Origin of the sequence: Hyunsoonleella pacifica (genome assembly GCF_004310335.1) — a bacterium.
In the GTDB taxonomy this organism is placed as follows: domain Bacteria; phylum Bacteroidota; class Bacteroidia; order Flavobacteriales; family Flavobacteriaceae; genus Jejuia; species Jejuia pacifica.
Map to the genome: position 1 here is coordinate 1 of NZ_SIRS01000003.1, position 21,782 is coordinate 21,782.

Sequence of the window (21,782 nt, forward strand, 5' to 3'; positions counted from 1 at the left end):
TCATCAGTTTTGGTAGCCTTTGCACTAGCTATATTATCGGTTGTTCTATATATAGGTTTCCCATTGACAATATCATAAATAGCATAGACTTTACTACCAACTTTTATTCTTCGGGGTTGATCCTGATAGGCATCAAGGTAGGCAGAAACTCTAACTTGCTTAAGCCTATTATTTTCCCGCAAAGTTGATTTAAGGTTTTCAATTGCAGCCGTATTATAACTGGCTGCAATCTTCTGCCTTTCAACTTCGGTCTGTGAAAATAGATGAACACTCCAAAGAATGACAATTATATAAAAAAGGGTAACCTTATTACTCATTGTTAAAACCAGCATAATTTGGGTTTAGGTCTATCTCGTCTTCCGGTATTTTCAAGAAGAATAAGTTACTGTCTGCTGGAACGTCAATTGAAATGCGATGGATATCATTTCTAATAATAGGTAGGTTATAACGTTTAGCATCAAACCATTGAGGGCCAAACTCTCCATAAAACTCTTTTTTACGCTCCAATAGTATTTCATCTAATAATGCCTGTCCTGTACTAGTGGTCTTAACAGCATTAGGATCTCTTGCAGATTGTAGCGCAAAGAGTAAATCCTGTGCCCCTGTAGTATTACCTAATTGATATTGTGCCTCTGCATCAAATAATACCATCTCTGATTTTCTGATAAGTGGAATATCTGAAGCAAATGTAAATGCATATTTAGTGGAAACAAACTCTCTCCAAGGCTCTGTATCTGATACACCATAAATATCAAAGAATAAGTTACGAGAATCAGTAGCTGAAAATTCATTTACAAATTCTGGATCAAAATAGGTTGCTGAATAACTTAATGTTAAATGGTCCATCATAGGTGCCGCATGCCCCCAAAAGAAGTTAGTCTCATCAGTACCATTTTGAAAGAGTGCCCAAAGCCATTCTTGATCGGTCATGTCACTAAACCCATTACCCCAATTAGCGGACTGCACAGCTGAATCTGCATCTCCTCCATAAGCAGCTCTAGCTACATCAGACATTCTTCCCCAATCATCCTGGGTAACCGATAAAACTCGAGTTAGTACTGCTTGGGCTACAGCCTTGTTGATAAAACTTTTCCCCAATCGTGTATCTGGCAAATCTGCTACGGCATCTTCTAAATCCTGAATAACTTGATTGTAAATCTCGCGCATCGGTGCTGGAGGATTACCATTCACTGTTTCTAAAGTAGTTTGTTCTGTATAAAAAGGGATTCTTTCTAAATCTCTATCGTTATTGTAATTGGGACAGAACTCTAATAATAACTCAAATAAATGAAATCCTCTAAAGAACTTCCCTTTAGCAATAAATTCTTTTTTATCGTTATCACTTAAAACCTCGTTCTCCTGAACTCCCTTAATTAGGGTATTAGCAAAATTTACATTCTCATAATTAAAATCCCATGTAAAATCTGTACGCCTAAAATTGGGTTCTCTATTTTCATGACCATAATCAAAAGTATAAAAGGTAAATGCTTGTATTATATCATTACCTTTTACAGCACGGGCAAAGTACATTGAATAAATGCCTCCTTCGTCTGGATTGGCTCTATACTGCCCTTTATAATTAGATAATATCCCATTAATAAACACCTGTATATTATCTCTATTTGAAAAAATAATATTACCAGTAACACCAGAGTTATCCTTAGGTTCATCAACAAATTCTTCACTACAAGAATTTAAATTTATAAGAAACAGCACTATGATAATCATCGATAATGGTAGTTTCCAGATTTTTGTATTATTTATATTTTCCATAACGTTTTATTTATAATTTAAGAAGTGCTCCAAATGTCAATGTTCTTTGCAATGGAGATCTATTATTGGTCAATCCACTAAATGATTGTTCAGGATCTATTCCTTTGTGAGTTTGCCATGTGATTAAATTATCTGCTTGCAGATATAATCTAAACTGGTTTAGACCTATTCTTTCTAAAACATCACGAGGCAGATTATAACCAACTGTTAATGCCTTTAATCGCAAATAATCGTTTTTAAATAACCACCTTGTGGAACGGTCATTAAAGTTATTATTCCTAAGTGTTAAGCGAGGAAAATCTGAGATATCTCCTGGTTGCGACCAAGCATTAAAATTATCTGGATGTGCTGAAGATCCTATGGCGGTAAGGTTACTAACTAAGCCTGAATAATCTGTATCAAGAACATAAGCTCCTACACTAAAATTAAATAACACATTTAAATCAAATTGTTTGAATTTGAAAAAGCTATTAATACCTCCTTGAAAATCTGGCAATGACTCTTTTCCTGTTTCATACCTCGTTGCTTGATCATACTGGTTAGTAACATCCCTACCTACTACTTCATTATTAGCATCTGTAACGTCTATATACCAAAGCGCATCTCCTGTTGCTGGATCTACTCCTGCCCATTCTCTGATATAAAACTCAAATATTGAATTACCTGGAGCCCAGAGTTTAGAGCCTTGCACTACCCTATCTGTAAAAGGTGTAATTTCTACTATTTCATTTTTGAGAATTGAAAAATTTCCTCCAATACTCCATTGGATATTACTTTTATTGATGATATTACTATTTAGGGTAACCTCCCATCCGCTATTTCTTATAGAACCAGCATTTGCTCTAACTGTTGGTATACCAGGAGAAGGAGTAGCGTCTATATCTTGTATTAAATCTTTACTTTCTCTAATAAAGTATTCTACTGTACCTGAGAATATCCCATCAAAAAGCGTAAAGTCTAGTCCATAATTTGTTGTTTGAATTGTTTCCCATATCAAACCTTGATCGGGAAGCTGTCCTGATGCAAGAAGCGCTTGTTCTCCTTCCACCGGAGATAAAGTTATATTGCCAAAATTAGCACCAGAAAAAAGGACACTAGTTGGAAAAAAACCTCCAGGTATTGAAATATTACCTAGCTCTCCAAAACTAGCACGAAGCTTTAACTTATTAAGCCAGCTTATATTTCTCATAAATTCTTCATTAGTTACATTCCAAGATCCACCTATCGAGAAAAAATCACCAGTTCTAAATTCTGGAATAAATTGTGAAGACTTGTCTTGACGATAACTACCCTCAATAAAGTATTTTCTATCAAAATTATACATCAACCTACCTAAATAGCTTGTAATACGGCGTTCTGATCTGAAACCTCCAAAAGATTCTGCTGAGGTACCATTACCTATTTCTTGTTGTCCAGGTAAAAAACCAGTGACAGATGTTCTAAAAAAATCACCTGCACTAGTATTGGCCTCATAAATTCCGTCAATCGACACAGAATGCTTACCAAAGGTATTGGAATAGTTTAAAGCCTGAACCGCATTTAATGCTGTAGTTATATTTCGTCTCTTAGTTACCCTTCCATTAACGTTAGAAGCTGACCCTATCTCATCATCATCAAACTCATGACTATCAAAAACATAATTCTCATAGTTTAGTGTTGACCTAAACGTAAAATTACTTAGGAATGATATTTCAGCATAAGCAGAACCTAAAAGGTTGGTTCGTATTCTTTTCTCCTCACCCAATTGTATAGAAGCTAAAATACTTTCGCCAGAGCTACCTGGTCTGGTATTATTCACAGGTTGCCCTGTTGGTCTTCCATTACCATTACCTAAATCAAAAATTAGATTACCATCATTATCTAAAATTAAATTACCATTTGCATCTCTAACATAAATTGGATATATACTACTATTACTATATATCCATGAAATGGCTTGCGTAGTACTTCCTGATGTTTGGTCTGGATTGCTTGAATTAGATCTCGAATAACCTAAAGTTATTCCCGTTTTTAACCAATCATTAACTTGGCTGTCAATTGCTCCTCTAGCTGCTATTCTTTCAAAATTTGATCTGATAACTGGACCTTCTTCATCTAGGTAATCTACTGAAAAGAAGTAATTGGATTTCTCACTACCTCCAGATACACTTAGCGTATGATTAATCCTTGGGACATCTTTCCTTAATACTGTTTCTTCCCAATCTGTATCCCACAAAAGGTTGGCGCCCGAAACTACATTACCATCAGTATCTATAGGGTTACTTACGCCAAATGGATTATAACCTAATGTAGGAATTACCGAAGCACTTGCATTAGTACTTGCTTCCTGAGGATTTTGTCCTAAATTATATATATTATCATTTCTTAATCCAGTCCAGACAAGTTTAAGGTAGTCTTCACTACCCACTATATCATGAATACCTACGGCAGGATTAGAAAACCCATACTGGCTTCTTAAAGTTACTTCGGCCTGAGAATTCCGTTTCCCCCTCTTAGTAGTAATGATGATGACGCCATTTGCGGCTCGTGAACCGTATAGTGAAGCAGCACCAGCATCTTTTAAAACAGAAATAGATTCTATTTGATCTTGACTTATTGTATTGATGTTTCCACTAAATGGCGCACCATCAACAACTATTAAAGGCGCATTAGAACTTGCAAAATTACCAGTATCAACGTTACGATTACCGTTTTGATCATTAAAACTTCCAAAACCTCTAATCCGAATATTAGGGTTTTGCCCAGGTTGACCCCCTGCTGTAACTATATTTACACCCGCAACTGTACCTTGCAATGCTCTTAAAGGAGAGGTTACTTGTTGATTTTCAATTATCTCAGCATCAATAACATCAACTGCGCCTACAATAGCTTCTCTGGTTTGTGTACCATAGGCAACAACAACTACTTCTTCAAGTGCTGTGGCATCTTCTTCAAGATTAATGTTGATAGTATTAGAAGTTCCTATAATAACTTCTTTTGTAATATATCCAACATAACTAAAAACAAGAGTATTTCCTGAATTTAATTTTATTGAATAATTTCCGTCAAAATCTGTCGAGGTTCCGTTTGTAGTACCTTTAACTATAACAGTGGTTCCAGGAAGAGGTAAGTTGTTTTCGTCAGTAACTTGTCCTGAAATAGTTCGTTCTTGGGCAAATGATGATGATACACCAAACATTAATAGCACCAATAATGCATAGTAGTTTTTTAATCTCATAAAAAGTGAATTTGAATTAGTCTATGCAGATTGAAAAAAGGAAGACAGCAAAGTTTTTTAAGTGACTAATTCAAAAAATTACACTTTACATAACAAAGTTTAGTAGATTTCTCTTTATGTTTTTTAGTAAAGTCATTTACTCCCTTACCTTTTAACAATTGCAAGGGTAAAGTAAATTACAAAAGTTTGTAAAATGGATAACCCCCATAATAGTTTACTCTTCCGACAAGAATTTACTTTCTTTTTTCTTGAGTTTTTTGTTTCACTTTTGTCTGAATGTACTCTGTAGGAGTAAGAGATGTTACTTTTTTGAATGCTTTATTAAATGTAACCTTATTGTTATAGCCAACCTCGTAGGCCACATCAATTATATTTAAATTTCCATGTACATCTGCTTCTAATATATTTATGGCTTCTTGCACCCTAAACTTATTGATGAGTTCAAAAAAATTCATTTCAAAATGTTCGTTAACAATTTGGGATGTATTATGCCTAGTTGTATTTAGCTTATTAGAAAGAATTTCTAAGTTAATATTACTTTTTTTATATACCTTATCTTTAGTAAGTAACATAATTAAATGTTCTTTCAGCTCATTGGAAAGCGCTGGAGTAAGACCTGATTTTTCATATTTAGATGTTAAAACCATGCCTGTAGCACTATTTAAATCTAAACTAAATATAGTTGGTTGTACAAAAGCAATATAGGTTATATAAAGTATCATAACTGACATTGCTCCAATTTGAAAATGGTAAACATAAATGGAAATATCACTTTTTATAATATATGCAAAAATGCCATATAAAAAATATGCTGTTATATATGCCACATGAATTCTATACAAATTTTTAAACCATCTTATTATAGATGATTTATGAGGAAATACACTGTTAATTTCAATTTTTGAAAACTGAGATTTCCAAATAAGTAATGCATAAAATACTAGTGATGCTATTTTTATAAAAAAGGTAAAAGTGTCATAAAAATCTCCATCAAATTCATTAAGCCCTAACATTATTTTTATTTTTTCTGAAGAAGACTTCTTATAAATTGGCGTTAAAAAAAACAATAAAATTATTGTTGGCAGTAAATGAATTAAATCAACAATTCGAAATTTAAATTTTTGAGTTATACTTTTAAAGTAAAAAAACAATAACGGTCCAAACAATAAAGCTACTGAAGAAGATATACGATAGGCATGCGGATAGATTAACAAAAGCCTACACATAAATAATACAAATTCTAGAATAAACAATGAATGAATAGCAATGAAACCGCCTATAAATAATTTGGCATACCGGTTTTCCTTTTTAGTTAAGTTAATTGCTATAGCAAAAAAAAAGCCTATTAAAGCTGCATAAAAATACACAAAACTCAATGTGGTAACATTAGGTAGATATTTGTTTTTCAAACTAATATACTCTTCTGAATCTATAATCTTATTATAAGCACTGTTTTTTAAAATGTCAAAATTTAATGTATTTGAAATATATTTTTCTGAAAATATTTTAGCATCCCTAGATTGGTTTAGTTCTGCATTTAACAATGCTAAGTTTCTAAAAAACTCAATAGAATCGTTAGGCTTTTCTTTCAATCCGTCTTGATACAAAACCAAAAGCTCTAATCTTGTTAAACTATTATCTATAGTTTTTTCCTCAATTAGACTATCTATTTGAATAGATTTTACAGGATAAAGATTAGAAAGCGCATAACATTCTACACCAAAAATAAAAACACACAAAACAATGATTAGTACTTTAGGTCGATCTTTCATAAAACTATTTGAGAGTAAACTCCACAAAACAAAATATAAGCTTTTCGCTATTTTTATTATGAATTTATAAATAAAGATATCGGTAAATCTTAAAAAAAACTTAAAAAGGTAACTCCCGATAATCTTTTACTAGTACGCAAGTTCATATAATAAAAAAGTCACTCTTCAAAAGAGTGACTCTAATTATACCATTTTTTATGATAATTTCTATTGTCTAACTTTCTGTTCCCAATTCCATGCCGATAATATAGCATCATCCAAAGAAAGTTTTGCTTTCCAACCTAACTCATCATTAGCTAGTGTTGTATCAGCATAGGCTGCAGTTATATCTCCTTCCCTTCTGTCTACTATTTTATAATTCAATTTCTTTTCTGACACACGCTCAAATGACTCAACAACTTCAAGAACAGAACTTCCTTTGCCTGTCCCTAAATTAAAGGTTTCATAGTTATTTTTATTCTTTCCTTGTAGTAATCTATTAAGAGCTACAACGTGAGCTTTAGCCAAATCAACAACATGAATATAATCACGAATACAAGTACCATCAGGCGTAGGATAATCATTTCCAAAAACAGATAACTGTTCCCTTAAACCAATAGCGGTTTGCGTAATAAATGGTACTAAATTTTGAGGTACGCCTATCGGCAATTCTCCTATCTCTATAGAGTCGTGAGCTCCAATAGGATTGAAATAGCGCAGAGCAATAGCCCCTAACGTTGGCACTACTTTACAAGTATCTTCTATAATTTCCTCTCCAATTTGTTTTGTATTACCATAAGGTGATTCTGCTCTTTTAACAGGTGCATTTTCAGTAATTGGTAACTCATCTGCCTGTCCATAAACAGTGCAAGAAGAACTAAATATAAAACTAGCTGAAGGTAGCCTTTTTAATTCTTTTAAAATATAAACTAAGGTTGCAATATTATTTTCATAATACAGCAATGGTTCTTGTACACTCTCTCCTACAGCTTTACTTGCAGCGAAATGAATAACACCTTTAATATCTTTATGTTTAACAAAAAAAGCTTCAACTCCAGTTTTATCTTTTAAATCTAGCTTTTCAAAAATTGGTTTCTTACCTGTAATATTAGTAATCCTTGTTAAAACATCTATGGAGGAGTTTGATAAATCGTCAATAATCACAACTTCATATCCTTCATTTTGAAGTTCTACAACTGTGTGAGAACCTATAAAGCCTAATCCTCCTGTTACTAATATTTTATCCATTTATATAGTTTATAATTGTTGCTGTAATAAATTCAATTTGTTCTTCATCCAATTCCGTATGCATAGGTAAAGAAATGACTTCTTGCACTAATTTATTGGTTATAGGGAAATTTGTCTCTTTATATCTACCGCCTAAATAAGCTTTTTGTTTATGAAGTGGGATAGGGTAATATACTCCACAAGGAATTCCTTTTTCATTTAAGTGCTTTACAAGTGCATCCCTATCAATGTCAATTAGCCTTAAAGTGTACTGATGAAACACATGACAATCACATATGTCGCAGATATCCTCCTCACATCCATTTCCTAAATTAGGTGTTACAATTTGTTTTATATCTTTAAAAGCTTCATTATACTTCCTGGCTGCTACTTGTCTTGCTTTATTATAAGCGTTCAATTTGGGCAACTTAGCATCTAAAACTGCTGCTTGTATGCTATCTAAACGAGAGTTAACACCAACCACATCATGATGATATCTTTCATACATACCATGATTAACAATACCTCTAATGGTATGCGCTAAATCATCATCATTGGTAAAAATAGCGCCACCATCTCCATAAGCTCCAAGATTTTTTGATGGAAAAAATGAAGTAGCTCCCACATGTCCTATTGTACCAGCTTTAGCTTTTGTTCCATCTTTAAATCTGTAATTAGCTCCTATGGCTTGAGCATTATCTTCAATTACATATAAGTTATTTGCTTGCGCAATCTCCATAATAGCTTCCATATTGGCACATTGCCCAAATAAATGTACTGGAACAATTGCCTTTGTTTTTGGAGTAATAGCTTGTTTTATAGCCTCAATATTAATGTTAAAATCATCTTCGTTAACATCAACCAAAACTGGGGTTAAATTAAGTAAAGCTATAACCTCAACAGTTGCCGCAAAAGTAAAATCTGCAGTAATTACCTCATCACCTGGTTTTAATCCTAATCCCATCATAGCAATTTGTAAGGCATCTGTTCCATTAGCACATGGAATTACATGTTTTACTCCTAAATAACTTTCTAAATTCTTCTGAAACTCATGAACCTTAGGTCCGTTTATAAAAGCAGTATTTTCTATTACATTATTAATTGAAGTAGTTACAACATCTTTTATATCGTGATACTGACCCTTAAGGTCTACCATTTGAATTTTCTTCATATTCAAAGTTTTAGAGTCTTATAAAAATTTTACGACCCTATTTTAATTATACTCGACTTGAGGTTTCGGCTAACAAAATTACAAAATTCATCAAAGCCATTCATTGATTTCTTTCAAAGAAATGTATTTTAGCAAGAAAGACAATAGGCTTGCAGTTTATATATAGTATAGGCACTTATTTCGCTGGGTTTATTTTAAAAATCGTAGCGCTATTCAACACTAAAATTAAGTTAGGGGTTGATGGTAGAAAACGTACTTTTAAAATTCTAGAACAACAACTTGAACCTACAGATAAAACCATCTGGTTTCACTGTGCTTCACTTGGCGAGTACGAACAGGGGCTTCCTGTTTTTGAAAAGCTAAGAGAACATTTTAACAAGCACAAAATTGTATTAAGCTTTTTTTCTCCTTCTGGTTTTGAAATACGAAAAAACACCACAATTGCAGATATTGTTGTGTATTTACCTTTAGATACTAAAACAAATGCAAAGCGATTTATTAACCTTCTTCATCCTGAACTTACTGTATTTGTAAAATATGATATTTGGCCTAACTATTTAAATTTACTAAAGAAAAAAAATGCTCATACCATTCTAATTTCAGCTATTTTCAGACCTAAGCAAATCTATTTTAAATTTTACGGAAACCTTTTTAGAAAAGCGCTTTTTACCTTTAACCATATTTTTGTTCAATACGAAAGTTCAAAAAAGCTTTTAGAGTCGATTGGTTATAACGATGTAACTATTTCTGGCGATACCAGGTATGATAGGGTTAGTAATCAATTAAATAAGAACAATACATTAGATTTTATTGAACGGTTTAAAAGTAACAAGCTATCTGTTGTAATTGGAAGTTCATGGCCTGAAGATGAGTTATTATTTACTAATTTTATTAATAATAAACACTACCCCGAAGTAAAGTACATTATTGCTCCTCACAATATAAAAACCTCTCAAATCAATAATTTTATTTCAAAAACAAACACAAAATCCATTTTATTTTCTGAAATGGAGAACAAGCCATTGGAAGAATATAATGTGTTTATTATAGACACTATTGGTTACTTGTCAAAAATCTATAGCTACGCAGATATTGCTTATGTTGGTGGGGCAATGGGAACAACAGGGTTGCATAATACACTTGAACCTGCTGTTTTTGGAATACCTATATTAATTGGTAGCAACCATAAAAAGTTTCCTGAAGCACAAGCTCTTATTAATAATGGTGGTATGTTCTCTATAAAAAACCAATCACAATTCAACAAAGCACTAATAAAATTACTCAAGAACAGTGACTATCGTAAAAAATTAGGGTCTAAAAATTTGGAGTTTGTAAAGAAAAATAGTGGTGCTGTCATCCAAATACTAGATTATCTACGTATATAAAGTGTTTTTCTTAAAGAAAATCCAAACAATTGTGCGCTTTTTAATTATTAGATATTAAATTGCATACTAAATAATTAACACTAAAAAATAACTACAATGAAAAAATTAGTATTAGGAACAGCTTTATTATTAGCATTAGGATTGTCTTTCACATCTTGTAGAGACACAAAAAAAGCTGAATCAGTAGAAGAGGCTGTAGAAAATGCTGCAGAAGCAACTAAAGAAGCAGCAAGTGATGCTGTTGAGGCAGCTGGAGAAGCTGTTGATAAGGCAGGTGATGCTGTTGAAGGTGCTGTAGACGCTGCAAAAGAAGCTGGAGAAAACGCAGTTGATGCTGCTGGCGAAGCTGTAGATAACGCAGCTAAAAAAGCTGGAGAAACAGTTGATAAAGCTGTTGATGCTGCTGGAAAAGCCGCTGACAATGCTGCCGATGCTGTAAAGAAAGAAGCAGATAAGTTAAAGTCTAGTCACTAATAACGACTAAATTTAATGATTTTAAAAACCACCTTTTGGGTGGTTTTTTTGTTTACATACATATTTGAAAACAAAAAAGCCTTATCTATTTAGATAAGGCTTTTACAGAATATTGACCTATTCTCGAACCAATCCATTAATTTTTTTTAAAAAAGGTTTATGCTGCCATATTTAAAACAACAGCAATTAAAGTCACATTAAAATATAATATTATAGTACTTAATTAAGATGAGGAAACATTCAAATCGTGCATACATACTTTTATTAAAGCATATGCTCTTCTAATATGACCTTCAACCGTTTTAATAGAAATTTCTAAGTTTTTAGATATTTCAATATATTTTAAACCAGAAATCTTTTTATCCAAAAACACCTTTTTACATCTCTTAGGAAGTTTATTAAGGCATAAGTCCAGCTTTGCTAATAGTGCAGCTTTATAATTGTCATCTTCCTCTATAGCAATTGTTGCTTCTTTTACAGAGGATTGATAAAAAGCCAAATATTCATCATTCTTTTTGGAGTTATTTTTAAAGGCGTCCATAAGTTTATAATAAACAATTCTATATAGATAGCCTTTAAGTGAAGATTTAATTTTCAGTTTTTTTCGTTGATGCCAAAGATCTAAAAAAGTATCCTGAACAATATCTTGGATTAAACTACGATCAGGCGTATATTTAAGAGCATACACACAAAGTTCATCATAAAACCTGTTATAAATAGTTTCATAAGATTTTAAGTTCCCTTGCTTTAAAGACTTTAAAATAATACTTAAATCTTCACTCTTTTGATCCATTTACATTAAATATTGTGGATAAAACTAAGTAAATTTAAATAAAAATGGAGGGTTTTTGCAATTGTTGAAGACGTAATACTAAAAGCACCAAATAATGAATCAAAAGCAAATAGACCATTTAATAGTTAAATTTATAGAGAATGATATTTCTCATCAGGAACTTTTAGATTTAAAAGCGTGGTTAAATAATGCAAACAATAAAGCCTACTTTGATGAGTACATTAGGGTTAATTATTTAATAAATTTAAAAACACCTTTTAGCCGCGAGTCGTCCTTAGATGAAATTAAAATGGTAATTGCAACTAATTCCAGAGTTAAAAAGGTGCGCTTCATTAAATATGGTGCAATCGCAGCGTCAATAGCACTTTTAATATCGCTAACTTTTATTTTTAATAGTAATAATTCTCAAGTTGAAGAATCAATAATAGTAAATAATCAAATAAAAACCGGCACAGATAAGGCAATCCTAACTATGGAAACTGGAGAGGAAGTTGCTTTAGCTAAAGGCGTCTCTTTTCAAACTCAAAATGCTACTAGTAATGGTGAAGGCATTGTTTATAATAATAATTCTTCCCAGCAATTAGTATATAATTATTTAACTATTCCTCGAGGAGGAAAATTTTTTATTGAATTATCTGATGGCACTAAAGTTTGGTTAAATTCTGAATCTAAATTTAAATACCCTGTAAGTTTTATAGATGGAGAGGCCAGAGAAGTTGAATTAGTTTATGGCGAAGCTTATTTTGATGTATCATCTAGTATAAACCATAATGGTTCTGCTTTTAGAGTAATTAATGAAACACAAGAAGTTCAGGTTTTGGGAACCGAATTTAATATTAAAGCATATAAGGACGATTATCAAATTTTAACCACACTGGTAGAAGGTAAAGTAGCATTAAACATAAAAAATGATGTTAAAGTATTAGCACCAAGTGAGCAAGCAAATTTCAATAAACTAAATGAAACCATAGAAATTTCAAAAGTTGATATCTACAATGAAGTTTCTTGGAAAGAAGGCATCTTCAGTTTTAAAGATAAACCTCTTAAAGATATTATGACTATACTATCTAGATGGTATGATTTTAATGTACTATTTGAAAATAAAGATATGGAAAAAGACCTTTTTGGAGGTGTTTTCTCAAAAGACCAGAATATTAAAGATATTTTAAAAATGATTGAAAACTCGAATGCTGCCGTACGCTTCGAAGTATCAGAAAAAACAGTTACGGTAAAATAAAAAAGAGAGCAGAGTTTAGACACATCCTACCGTACCAATCTCTGTCCCTCTTGAGTATTAATTAATTATGAAGTATAACTAACTAAAAACAATCAAATTTATGGAAATTAATTTTAGTAGAGCTCCTATTCATATTAGGAAAAGACTCTTTATTTGGATTATGAGATTATTCGTTCTTTTATGTTGCACTTTTACTTTTGGTTTAAACCCTGTTACTGGGTTCTCTCAAAATATTAAAATAAACATTGATCATGACCAGGAATTGTCAGTTATAGACGTTTTTGAATTGATAAAAAAAGAAACAGATTATCGGTTTGTTTATCGAACAGAAAGCTTTAAAAACGCACCTAGCGTTAAATTAAACAAAGGTATTATTACGGCACACGACTTACTATCTAGATGCCTCTCTTCTAGCAATTATCTCTATGAGCTCACAGCAGATAAAACAATTATTTTAAAACAAAAACCTCCAGCAAACCAGAATAGAACAATTTCTGGAAAGGTAACCGACGAAAATGGTGTACCATTACCTGGAGTTACCATCTTAGTACATCGCAATGAAAACAATAACTTTAGAGGAACAACCACCGATTTTGATGGTGGATATGAAATAGCGGTTCAAAAAGGTGATATTGTTAAATTTAGTTATGTCGGTTTTCTTATGCAGAGAATTGTTATCGAGGATCAAACCATAATTAACATTACCATGAAAGAAGATGCTTCTAAACTGGATGAGGTTGTCGTTGTAGCGTATGGTAGCGAATCTCGAGAAAAACTAACTGGAGCAGTAGATAAGGTTGATATAGGTGTATTGCAAACCACTCAAAATGTATCTTTTGCTGATGCTTTAATTGGTGTTGTACCAGGCTTACTCGTACAGGAAAGCTTTAACAATCCAGATACGCCTCCATCCATTCTACTTAGAGGTGTAGGCTCTATAAATGCGGATACCGAACCACTAATAGTTATCGATGGTGTTCAAATGCCAGCAGGTTTGGCTTCATCTGCTCTAAATGTTAATGATATTGAAGGTATTAGTATTTTAAAAGATGCAGCGGCTACTTCTATTTATGGTTCCAGAGGTTCTAATGGCGTTATTTTAGTTACCACTAAAAGAGGAACAAAAAATAGCAAATTACAAGTTGCTGTAAATACAAGATTAGGTTTTAATAACCCTAACACGTCATTTACGGACGATCTCATGAACGCCTCTCAAAAACTTGATTACGAGGAATCTTTAGGGTTTTACGATTCCGATGCGGCATTATTGGATGAACGTAGAAATTCAGGTAATGATATTAATTGGACCGATTTGTTAGTAAGTAATGAAGTGAGCCAGAATCATGATATTGCTATTTCAGGTGGCGGTAATAATTCAAGCTACTACACATCCATATCCTACAGCAACGTCGATAATATTTTTGGTAGTGAATACGAACGTTACACGGCTACAATGCGAGCAGATTTTGAGTTTAGCAAAAAAATAAAATTAGCCTTGTCTGGAAATTTTGGAAATGTTAATAATCAAGACAGACGTGATGTAGGCAACCCTTTTTCTAATGCTTTTTTATTAAACCCTTGGGAGCAAGCATTTGATGATTCTGGAAACCCCACAAGATTAATCTCTTTTTTAACAAGCGGTGGAGGCGAACCATTGAATCCTCTTTTTGTAAGAGACAATACGAGTACGAGATCAGTAAGAAAAAATATTGGTGGAAGTGTTAATTTAATATATAAACCCTTAGAGTGGTTAACCTTAAACGGTATTTTAGGAGCCAATTATAACACATCCAAGAATACTACCTATGAAAACGAGATTGTCGAAGGTGGAGAACTAAATTTGTCTAATGGTAATAACAACAACTATACGGCAACACTTATGGCGACCGTTGATAAAACGTTTAATCAACATAATTTCAATCTTCTATTAGGTAATGAATTTAATGAAAATGAAATATCAAGTTTTACAGGAATTGGCAGAGGTTTCGAGTCTGATGCAGTTCAAACTTTAAGTGCAGCAGCCAATCCTCCAACAATTTTTGATACTGAAACACATGCCGGGTCTATTTCTTATTTTTCAAGGTTAAATTATTCTTTTAACAATACATACAACTTGTCATTATCTTACAGAAGAGACGGTTCATCTAGATTTGGAGACAATAATAAATATGCCAATTTCTGGGCTATCGGTACTTCCTGGAACCTTCACAATACACTTTTTAAAGAAAGTGAAACGGTAAACAATTTAAAATTACGTTTTACTACAGGAACTTCTGGTAACGATTTTATTGGAAACTTCTCCTCTCAATCCCTCTATCAATATAGATTTAACTATGATGATGCTGGTGTTCCTACCTTATCAAGAGGAGCTAATCCTGATTTAACCTGGGAAAAAAATGAGAACACCAACTTCGGATTGGACTTTGGATTGTTTAATAATAGAATTAACGGTTCTATTGACTATTACATCAGAACCACTAAGGATTTACTCGCTCAGATTCCAACGCCGTTAACGTCTGGATTTGACTTCTTGGACGCTAATATTGGTAATTTTGAAAATAAAGGCTTCGAAATTGCATTAAACACCATCAATGTTCAAAATGATAATTTTAGATGGACTACCAATATTACGTTTGCAACTAACGAAGGAACTGTAGTTTCTTTGATTGAAGATCGAGACCTGATCTTAAGAGGTAATATAGCTTACAAACCAGACAGTCCTATAAATGCATTATATCTTGTAGATTGGGCGGGCGTAAATCCAGACACCGGTTTTAACCAATATAGAGATACCGAAGGGAATCTTATAGATTATGACACAAATCTCCGTGGCGGTAACAGAAACGAAATTACGGAATTAAGAGAAGCTAGCGATAAAACTGCAATACCGACATATCATGGCGGTGTAACCAATGCGTTTACTTTTAGAAATTTCGACGCTTCTTTTTTAGTTTCATTTTCTGGAGGCAATCATATTTTAAATACTGGCTTACACAGCTTATATAATAATGTAAATCTAAATCAACATATTGATGTATTAAACGCATGGCAAAATCCTGGCGACCAAACAAATATTGCGGTTAGAACGGTTGACTCTAGAAGACCTACAACAAGGATATTAACTTCAGATTTCCTGCAGTCTACTCAATTCGTGCAGGACGCTAGTTACATTAAGCTTAAAAACATTGTTATAGGCTATACGTTAAATAAAACCGTTTCAAAGAAAATAGGTATCGAGCGTTTAAGGATTTTTGCCCAAGCCCAAAACATCCTTACTATTACAGATGTGGATTATATAGATCCTGAGTTTGCATCAGGATTAGGAGGCATCGGCTTATCCGCACCTATTAATACAGGATTTTCTTTTGGTATTAATGCTAACTTTTAATTAAAAAACTATGAAAACAATCATAAAATTTATATTTATATTTTTAGTAACCATCGGACTTACAAACTGTTCTGATGATATTATAGAGAAAGAACCACTTGATGAAGTATCTCCAGAAAATTTGCTTCAAACAGAAGGTGGTTTTAGGACTGCTCTTGATGGGGTTTACGGTATCATGCAAGAAGATTTTTTAGGATATAACTTTTGCATTTACTCTATTCCGGAAGCCATAAATGATGATATCATTGCGGGAGATCCTAATGGTTTTACTTTTGAAAACACTCATGCTGATATTTATCCATTAGCGTATGATGCTACGACATTTCAAATTGAAGGATTTTGGAGAGAGTCTTATAAAGCGATTAATAATGTTAATGCTATTATAAAAGCTGCGAGAACAAGTAGTTTGGCTAACAAAGACGCGTTTCTCGCAGAAGCACTTGGTATCAGAGCCATGTTGTATTATAACTTGTATCGCTTCTTTGCACCAGCTTACAATACAGATGCTAACGCTTCAGCAATTCCATACAAATTCGAAACGGAGGCACTTCTAGATACAAAGCCTAGAAATACGAATCAAGAAGTTATAAATTTTGTCTTAAGCGATCTATTAGAAGCAACAAGTTTAGCTGAAAACGATGTTAATTCTTATAGAATGTCTAAAACAGCTATTGAAGCATTAACAGCTCGAGTTTATCACGAAACAAATGATTTTTCTAATGCCATTACCTATGCGGAGCGTGCCTTAACAGATGCTAGGTATATGCTTGATACCGATGCTACAGCCTTACAAAATCAATGGCAGCTGGACGATTCGAATGAAATCATTTTCAGAATTCGCTTTGAAGAATCGGATGCTAGCTTTAACGCCGCCTTATTATCCATACCATTATTTTTCAGTTTTCCGTATTTTGTCTCCGATGATTTAATAAATCTTTACGATCAAACCAACGACACTAGGTTTGCTACTTATTTTGAACCAGAGCCCTTTGGCTCAGGAGCTTTTTATCCCGTAAAGCATGCTGGTACCAGAACTGCCGATCCAGATGCTTTTAATCCAGGGGCAATAGATATTAAATTGATACGTGTTCCAGAATTACACCTAATTCTTGCTGAGGCTTATGATAAAACAGGAAATGGAGGTATGGCATTAAATCATTTAAATATTTTAAGAAATGCTAGAGGCTTGGGTGATTATGTAGGTGGTGATTTATCAAATGAAATTTTAGATGAACGCCGACGTGAACTTGCTTTTGAAGGTTTTAGGTTTACCGATTTAAAACGACTGGGGCTTGGGTTTACAAGACCTGACGGTACATCATTAGCTCCAAATGCAGATCGTTTTGCCTTACCAATTCCTCAACTGGAAATAGACAGATCTGGTTTAATGCAAAATGATGGGTATTAATACGAATTTACTTTTATGGCAAGTTCTAAACCTATTAGGGCTATTGGTCATCTGCTTTTTAATTTATAAGGTTTATAAATACATGAGCAGAAACCCTAAATAATTTAAGGGCATACTAAATAATTTTTTTTTTGAGTTAGTCTTCAATTAATAAAGGTGGTACTATTAATCAACCACCTTTATTTTTTTAGTCTCCCTGATATAATAATTATATGAAATGAAAAAAATATTGAAACTAAGTTTAGTCCTTTTACTAAGTATTGGTATTAACAAATCTTATGGGCAGTATCAAGTAAAAAAGGATTCTTTATTGGTTTTAAAAAACGGGTTTATTATAAACCTAACTCCTAAAGGAGGTTTCATTAAAAGAGGAACCATTGTTATTGAAAAAGATAACATTAAAGAAGTAAACTACCTAAATAATGGAAAAACCTATGCCAATGCTAAAGTTATAGACCTCAACGGAAAGTATATTTTACCAGGTTTAATAGATACGCATGTACACTTAGCTACAGTTCCAAAAAAAGGCAGAAACGAGAACAATGCTTTTATGGAAAAGCAATTAAATAAAATGCTTTATTCTGGAATAACCACGGTACGTGATATGGCAGGAAATGCAATTATTCTTTCAGATTATGCCAGAGCAAGCAATTTAAATCAAATTCCTGCGCCTTCAATTTTTTATGCCTCGCAATTTGCAGGACCAAAGTATTTTAATGAGATACGAAGTTATTCAACTAATACTAGAAGCAAAAAAGACAGGCCTTGGGCGCAAAGCATAACAGATTCAACAAACATGCCTTTGGCAATAGCTAGAGCAAAGGGAGCTGGTGTTACGGGTATTAAAATTTATGCAAACTTAAAACCTTCATTAGTTACAAAAATAGTTAAAGAAGCAAAAAAACAGGGGCTTCAATCTTGGAGTCATGCCGCAGTATTTCCAGCCTCTCCATTACAAATTGCAACAGCAAAAGTAAATACCATGTCTCATGCTTGGGATATGATGTATGGGCTTAATACTACAGGTACTATAACTCGAAAAGATTTAGCCAAAGACATTAACTTTAATAAGCTAGATAGTTTATTATACATCATGAAGGACAACAATATTATACTTGATGCGACTAACTATATAGCAGAAAACAACAGTATGCACAATGGTGTAAACATTACAAAACGAGCACATAAACTAGGAGTTAAAGTAAGTGTAGGAACCGATTGGCCCTATTTATACGAGCCAGAAATCCCTTTTTATAAAGAATTAAGATTACTTATTGACAAGTGTGACTTTACCTATACTGAAGCGATATACAGCGCCACAAAAATAGGAGCCGAAAGTATTGGATTAACAGATAGAGGCGTTATAGAAAATGGGAAAAAAGCAGATGTCATTGTCCTTAATAAAAATCCTATAAATAATATAGAAAACTTAAAAGACCTACATCTTACCATTAAATCTGGAATCATTTATAAAAAAGAAACACCATGAAAACACTAAATGCTTCACTGCTTATACTATTTTTATTTGCTAGCTGTAAACCGTCTATAAAACCTAATTTTATTGGCAAAATAACCGATAATGATAACGTACAGCAAATAAAACTAATTGATCTAGAAAACGGTTATACCATTTTAGATTCAACTAACGTAGTAAACCAAACCTTTAGTTTTAATCTTTCCTTTAAACACAAAAAGCTTTTAAAACTTAGAACGAATGATCGTAAGGTGTCCAGACCCTTATTTTTTTATGAACCTGGATTAAATTACACCTTTCATATTGAAAACAAAGAAGCTTTAATTCAAGCACCAGAAAACTCATTGCAATATGAATATAATGGGTTATTAAGAAAACTTAATCCGCTAAATGAAAAATTAAGTAAAGTATCACGAGACACAACACTAACCAAAGCACAGCTTAATACACTATCGACCAAATATTTTACAGAGCAATTAGTCATTAAAAAAAATTATATACAAACCCATCCCGAATCTTACATATCACTTTACTTACTGAAAGATTTAGTCAGGCTTGGTCCAATTTTAAGTTATCATGAACTAAAAGACTTTTTTAATATTGTAAACATTGATGCACACAAAGGAAGTCCTATGCTAGATTTTATTAGCGATAAACTAAAAACCATAGAAGCAAACAGAATAATAGGTAAAACTGCGCCTGCATTTTCGCTAAAAAGCCCAAACGGAAAAGTGTACACTCTCGAAGATTTTAAAGAAGGGTATACACTTATAGACTTTTGGGCAAGTTGGTGCACTCCATGTAGAGTTGCCAATAAAAAAATTATTCCTTTGTATGAAAAATATAAAGATAAAGGCTTCAATATTATTTCAATATCCTTTGATGACAATAAAGAAAAATGGGTAAAAGCCATAGAGGAAGATAAAATTCCTTGGGTACAAGTATCAGATTTAAAAGGGTTTAAAAATTCTGAAATTAGAAACCTTTATAAAGTAAAGCAATTGCCTACAACCTATGTTTTAGATCCTGAAGGTAAGGTTGTTGATCAACATTTAAAGCACCATGAACTGGAAAATCTTCTTGAAACTATTTATCAAAACTAATTTTTCTCTCTTTTAAAATTCACAACAATGAAAAAAATATCAAACTTAATATACGTCTTAACTTTTATTGCAATTACCATAGTGTCCTGTACCAGTTCAAAAGAACAAAACAAATCTTTAATACAAGGAACAATTAAGGGGTTGGGAAATAATTCTATTGTTTTAATGGACGCTAAATACCAGCCATTAGATACTGTTCAGGCAAGTAACGACACCTTTGTGTTTGAACATGAATTAGACATAAGTAACCCTAAAATGCAAGGTCTTTTTATACCCCAGTTATCAAATAAAAAAGACCGTGGTAGGAGAGTGAATAAGACTTACTTCTTTGTAGACAGCAAAACGATTAACGTTACAGCATCGATTGTTAACGAAAACTTAGAAAACATAGAAGTTACTGGGTCTCCAACCACAAAAGAATACAAGGACTTGGAAGCTAATTTCCCAGCCAGTATAGAAATAGAAAAATATTCAAAACCATATAGCGACGCATTTCATCTTTACAACTACGTAGAGAAAAGTGAAGAGCATTTAAAAACATTGGAATATTATACTAATATAATAGATTCATTACTTACGGAAAAAGGGAAAAATATAATAGATGCTATTGAATACAACAAAGAAAGTATCGCCCTTTCCTATATTGTTTATCAAAATTATGGAACTAAACCTGCTCCATTTATTAAAGACTTGTTAAATAAGTTTTCTCCAAATATTGAAGACTCCTACTATATTTCGCTTTTAAAGGAGCAAGTGAAATTAAAAGAAGAATCTTCTGTTGGTGCTATGGCGCCTGATTTTGCACTGGTTGATGATACAAACAAAATTGTAAAACTTTCCGACTTTAAAGGATCTTATGTTCTTATTGATTTTTGGGCCAGTTGGTGTGGCCCATGCAGACGGGAAATCCCTCATTTAAAAAAGGCTTACAATACATTTAAAGATAAAGGGTTTCAAGTAGTTTCTGTTTCTATTGACAGTAAAAAAGAAGCTTGGGAAAAAGCTTTGAAAAAAGAACAATTGCCTTATGTAAAATTATGGGATGAAAAAAAGGAAACCATGCAATTATACCAATATCGAGGGATCCCATATATTGTTTTAGTTTCTCCAGAGGGAAAAATACTGAAGATAAAAGAAGGCTTAAGAGGAGATGCTTTAGAAGAAACTTTGAAAAACATTTTTTTAAATTAAAAGTGATTTCTAAAAAAACCTAAGGCAAAGAAAAGGCCCTGCGAACCCACAATTGACTTAAGCAATGACCTGCTTTTATTAATACCTTGATTAAAACATATTAAACAAACTATTGCGTAAAAAATGCTCAAGAGCATATTTCACACAAGCAATTGATAAACAGCATATTTATAGAGTTTCAGATTTAAAA

General features: G+C 32.7%; 15 protein-coding genes. 8 read left to right on the top strand and 7 right to left on the bottom strand.

Annotation, left to right across the window (positions count from 1 at the left end; all coding sequences use genetic code 11):
* The 6 genes from EYD46_RS06395 to EYD46_RS06420 form a co-directional block, all read right to left on the bottom strand.
* Nucleotides 1-332: hypothetical protein (locus EYD46_RS06395; protein WP_165454350.1), on the bottom strand; the 332-nt coding region annotated here is incomplete at its 3' end.
* Nucleotides 310-1,773 (bottom strand): RagB/SusD family nutrient uptake outer membrane protein, encoded by a 1,464-nt coding sequence (locus EYD46_RS06400; RefSeq protein ID WP_130936257.1) that lies wholly within the window; start codon nucleotides 1,771-1,773, stop codon nucleotides 310-312. The genes EYD46_RS06395 and EYD46_RS06400, both read right to left, overlap by 23 nt.
* Before the next feature lie 10 nt (nucleotides 1,774-1,783).
* The gene (locus EYD46_RS06405) at nucleotides 1,784-4,990 is read right to left on the bottom strand and encodes a SusC/RagA family TonB-linked outer membrane protein (protein WP_130936258.1); all 3,207 of its coding nucleotides are present in this window, start codon (nucleotides 4,988-4,990) and stop codon (nucleotides 1,784-1,786) included.
* 233 nt (nucleotides 4,991-5,223) lie between these two features.
* Complete coding sequence (locus tag EYD46_RS06410; protein WP_130936259.1) at nucleotides 5,224-6,762, bottom strand: helix-turn-helix domain-containing protein; 1,539 nt, start codon at nucleotides 6,760-6,762, stop codon at nucleotides 5,224-5,226.
* A 207-nt stretch (nucleotides 6,763-6,969) separates the two neighbouring features.
* Nucleotides 6,970-7,989: a UDP-glucose 4-epimerase GalE gene (galE, locus tag EYD46_RS06415; RefSeq protein WP_130936260.1), complete on the bottom strand. Its 1,020-nt coding sequence runs from the start codon at nucleotides 7,987-7,989 to the stop codon at nucleotides 6,970-6,972.
* Nucleotides 7,982-9,139, bottom strand: coding sequence for a DegT/DnrJ/EryC1/StrS family aminotransferase (locus EYD46_RS06420; protein WP_130936261.1), 1,158 nt, complete (start codon nucleotides 9,137-9,139; stop codon nucleotides 7,982-7,984). The genes galE and EYD46_RS06420 overlap by 8 nt, the downstream gene beginning before the upstream one ends.
* A gap of 149 nt (nucleotides 9,140-9,288) precedes the next feature.
* Between EYD46_RS06420 and EYD46_RS06425 the strand changes: the two genes are divergently transcribed.
* Both EYD46_RS06425 and EYD46_RS06430 read left to right on the top strand, forming a co-directional pair.
* Complete coding sequence (locus tag EYD46_RS06425) at nucleotides 9,289-10,524, top strand: 3-deoxy-D-manno-octulosonic acid transferase (RefSeq protein WP_130936262.1); 1,236 nt, start codon at nucleotides 9,289-9,291, stop codon at nucleotides 10,522-10,524.
* Nucleotides 10,525-10,620: 96 nt separating this feature from the next.
* Nucleotides 10,621-10,998 carry a hypothetical protein gene (locus tag EYD46_RS06430; protein WP_130936263.1) on the top strand — a complete coding sequence of 126 codons (378 nt, stop codon included), beginning with the start codon at nucleotides 10,621-10,623 and terminating at the stop codon, nucleotides 10,996-10,998.
* A gap of 223 nt (nucleotides 10,999-11,221) precedes the next feature.
* On the opposite strand, the gene EYD46_RS06435 is transcribed toward EYD46_RS06430, so the two are convergent.
* Nucleotides 11,222-11,791 (bottom strand): RNA polymerase sigma factor, encoded by a 570-nt coding sequence (locus EYD46_RS06435; protein WP_130936264.1) that lies wholly within the window; start codon nucleotides 11,789-11,791, stop codon nucleotides 11,222-11,224.
* Between the two features lie 94 nt (nucleotides 11,792-11,885).
* On the opposite strand from EYD46_RS06435, the gene EYD46_RS06440 reads away from it, so the two are divergent.
* The 6 genes from EYD46_RS06440 to EYD46_RS06465 all read left to right on the top strand — a co-directional run bounded on the left by EYD46_RS06440 (nucleotide 11,886) and on the right by EYD46_RS06465 (nucleotide 21,592).
* Entirely contained in the window at nucleotides 11,886-13,028 is a 1,143-nt protein-coding gene (locus EYD46_RS06440) for a FecR family protein (RefSeq protein WP_130936265.1), read from the top strand.
* Between the two features lie 100 nt (nucleotides 13,029-13,128).
* Complete coding sequence (locus EYD46_RS06445; protein WP_130936266.1) at nucleotides 13,129-16,416, top strand: SusC/RagA family TonB-linked outer membrane protein; 3,288 nt, start codon at nucleotides 13,129-13,131, stop codon at nucleotides 16,414-16,416.
* Between the two features lie 10 nt (nucleotides 16,417-16,426).
* A complete protein-coding gene (locus EYD46_RS06450; protein ID WP_130936267.1) occupies nucleotides 16,427-17,824 on the top strand; it encodes a RagB/SusD family nutrient uptake outer membrane protein in 1,398 nt (465 codons plus the stop codon).
* Nucleotides 17,825-18,041: 217 nt separating this feature from the next.
* Nucleotides 18,042-19,313, top strand: coding sequence for an amidohydrolase family protein (locus tag EYD46_RS06455; protein ID WP_130936268.1), 1,272 nt, complete (start codon nucleotides 18,042-18,044; stop codon nucleotides 19,311-19,313).
* Nucleotides 19,310-20,401, top strand: a complete 1,092-nt coding sequence (locus EYD46_RS06460; RefSeq protein WP_130936269.1) for a TlpA disulfide reductase family protein — start codon at nucleotides 19,310-19,312, stop codon at nucleotides 20,399-20,401. Before EYD46_RS06455 ends, EYD46_RS06460 begins: the two co-directional genes overlap by 4 nt.
* Nucleotides 20,402-20,428: 27 nt before the next feature.
* Entirely contained in the window at nucleotides 20,429-21,592 is a 1,164-nt protein-coding gene (locus tag EYD46_RS06465) for a TlpA disulfide reductase family protein (protein ID WP_130936270.1), read from the top strand.
* Nucleotides 21,593-21,782 lie beyond the last annotated feature (190 nt).

Bases quoted from the DNA above. Each gene is read 5' to 3' on its own strand.
- EYD46_RS06400 (WP_130936257.1), bottom strand. From the start codon at position 1,773: ATGGAAAATATAAATAATACAAAAATCTGGAAACTACCATTATCGATG.
- EYD46_RS06405 (WP_130936258.1), bottom strand. From the start codon at position 4,990: ATGAGATTAAAAAACTACTATGCATTATTGGTGCTATTAATGTTTGGT.
- EYD46_RS06410 (WP_130936259.1), bottom strand. From the start codon at position 6,762: ATGAAAGATCGACCTAAAGTACTAATCATTGTTTTGTGTGTTTTTATT.
- galE (WP_130936260.1), bottom strand. From the start codon at position 7,989: ATGGATAAAATATTAGTAACAGGAGGATTAGGCTTTATAGGTTCTCAC.
- EYD46_RS06420 (WP_130936261.1), bottom strand. From the start codon at position 9,139: ATGAAGAAAATTCAAATGGTAGACCTTAAGGGTCAGTATCACGATATA.
- EYD46_RS06430 (WP_130936263.1), top strand. From the start codon at position 10,621: ATGAAAAAATTAGTATTAGGAACAGCTTTATTATTAGCATTAGGATTG.
- EYD46_RS06435 (WP_130936264.1), bottom strand. From the start codon at position 11,791: ATGGATCAAAAGAGTGAAGATTTAAGTATTATTTTAAAGTCTTTAAAG.
- EYD46_RS06440 (WP_130936265.1), top strand. From the start codon at position 11,886: ATGAATCAAAAGCAAATAGACCATTTAATAGTTAAATTTATAGAGAAT.
- EYD46_RS06445 (WP_130936266.1), top strand. From the start codon at position 13,129: ATGGAAATTAATTTTAGTAGAGCTCCTATTCATATTAGGAAAAGACTC.
- EYD46_RS06450 (WP_130936267.1), top strand. From the start codon at position 16,427: ATGAAAACAATCATAAAATTTATATTTATATTTTTAGTAACCATCGGA.
- EYD46_RS06455 (WP_130936268.1), top strand. From the start codon at position 18,042: ATGAAAAAAATATTGAAACTAAGTTTAGTCCTTTTACTAAGTATTGGT.
- EYD46_RS06460 (WP_130936269.1), top strand. From the start codon at position 19,310: ATGAAAACACTAAATGCTTCACTGCTTATACTATTTTTATTTGCTAGC.
- EYD46_RS06465 (WP_130936270.1), top strand. From the start codon at position 20,429: ATGAAAAAAATATCAAACTTAATATACGTCTTAACTTTTATTGCAATT.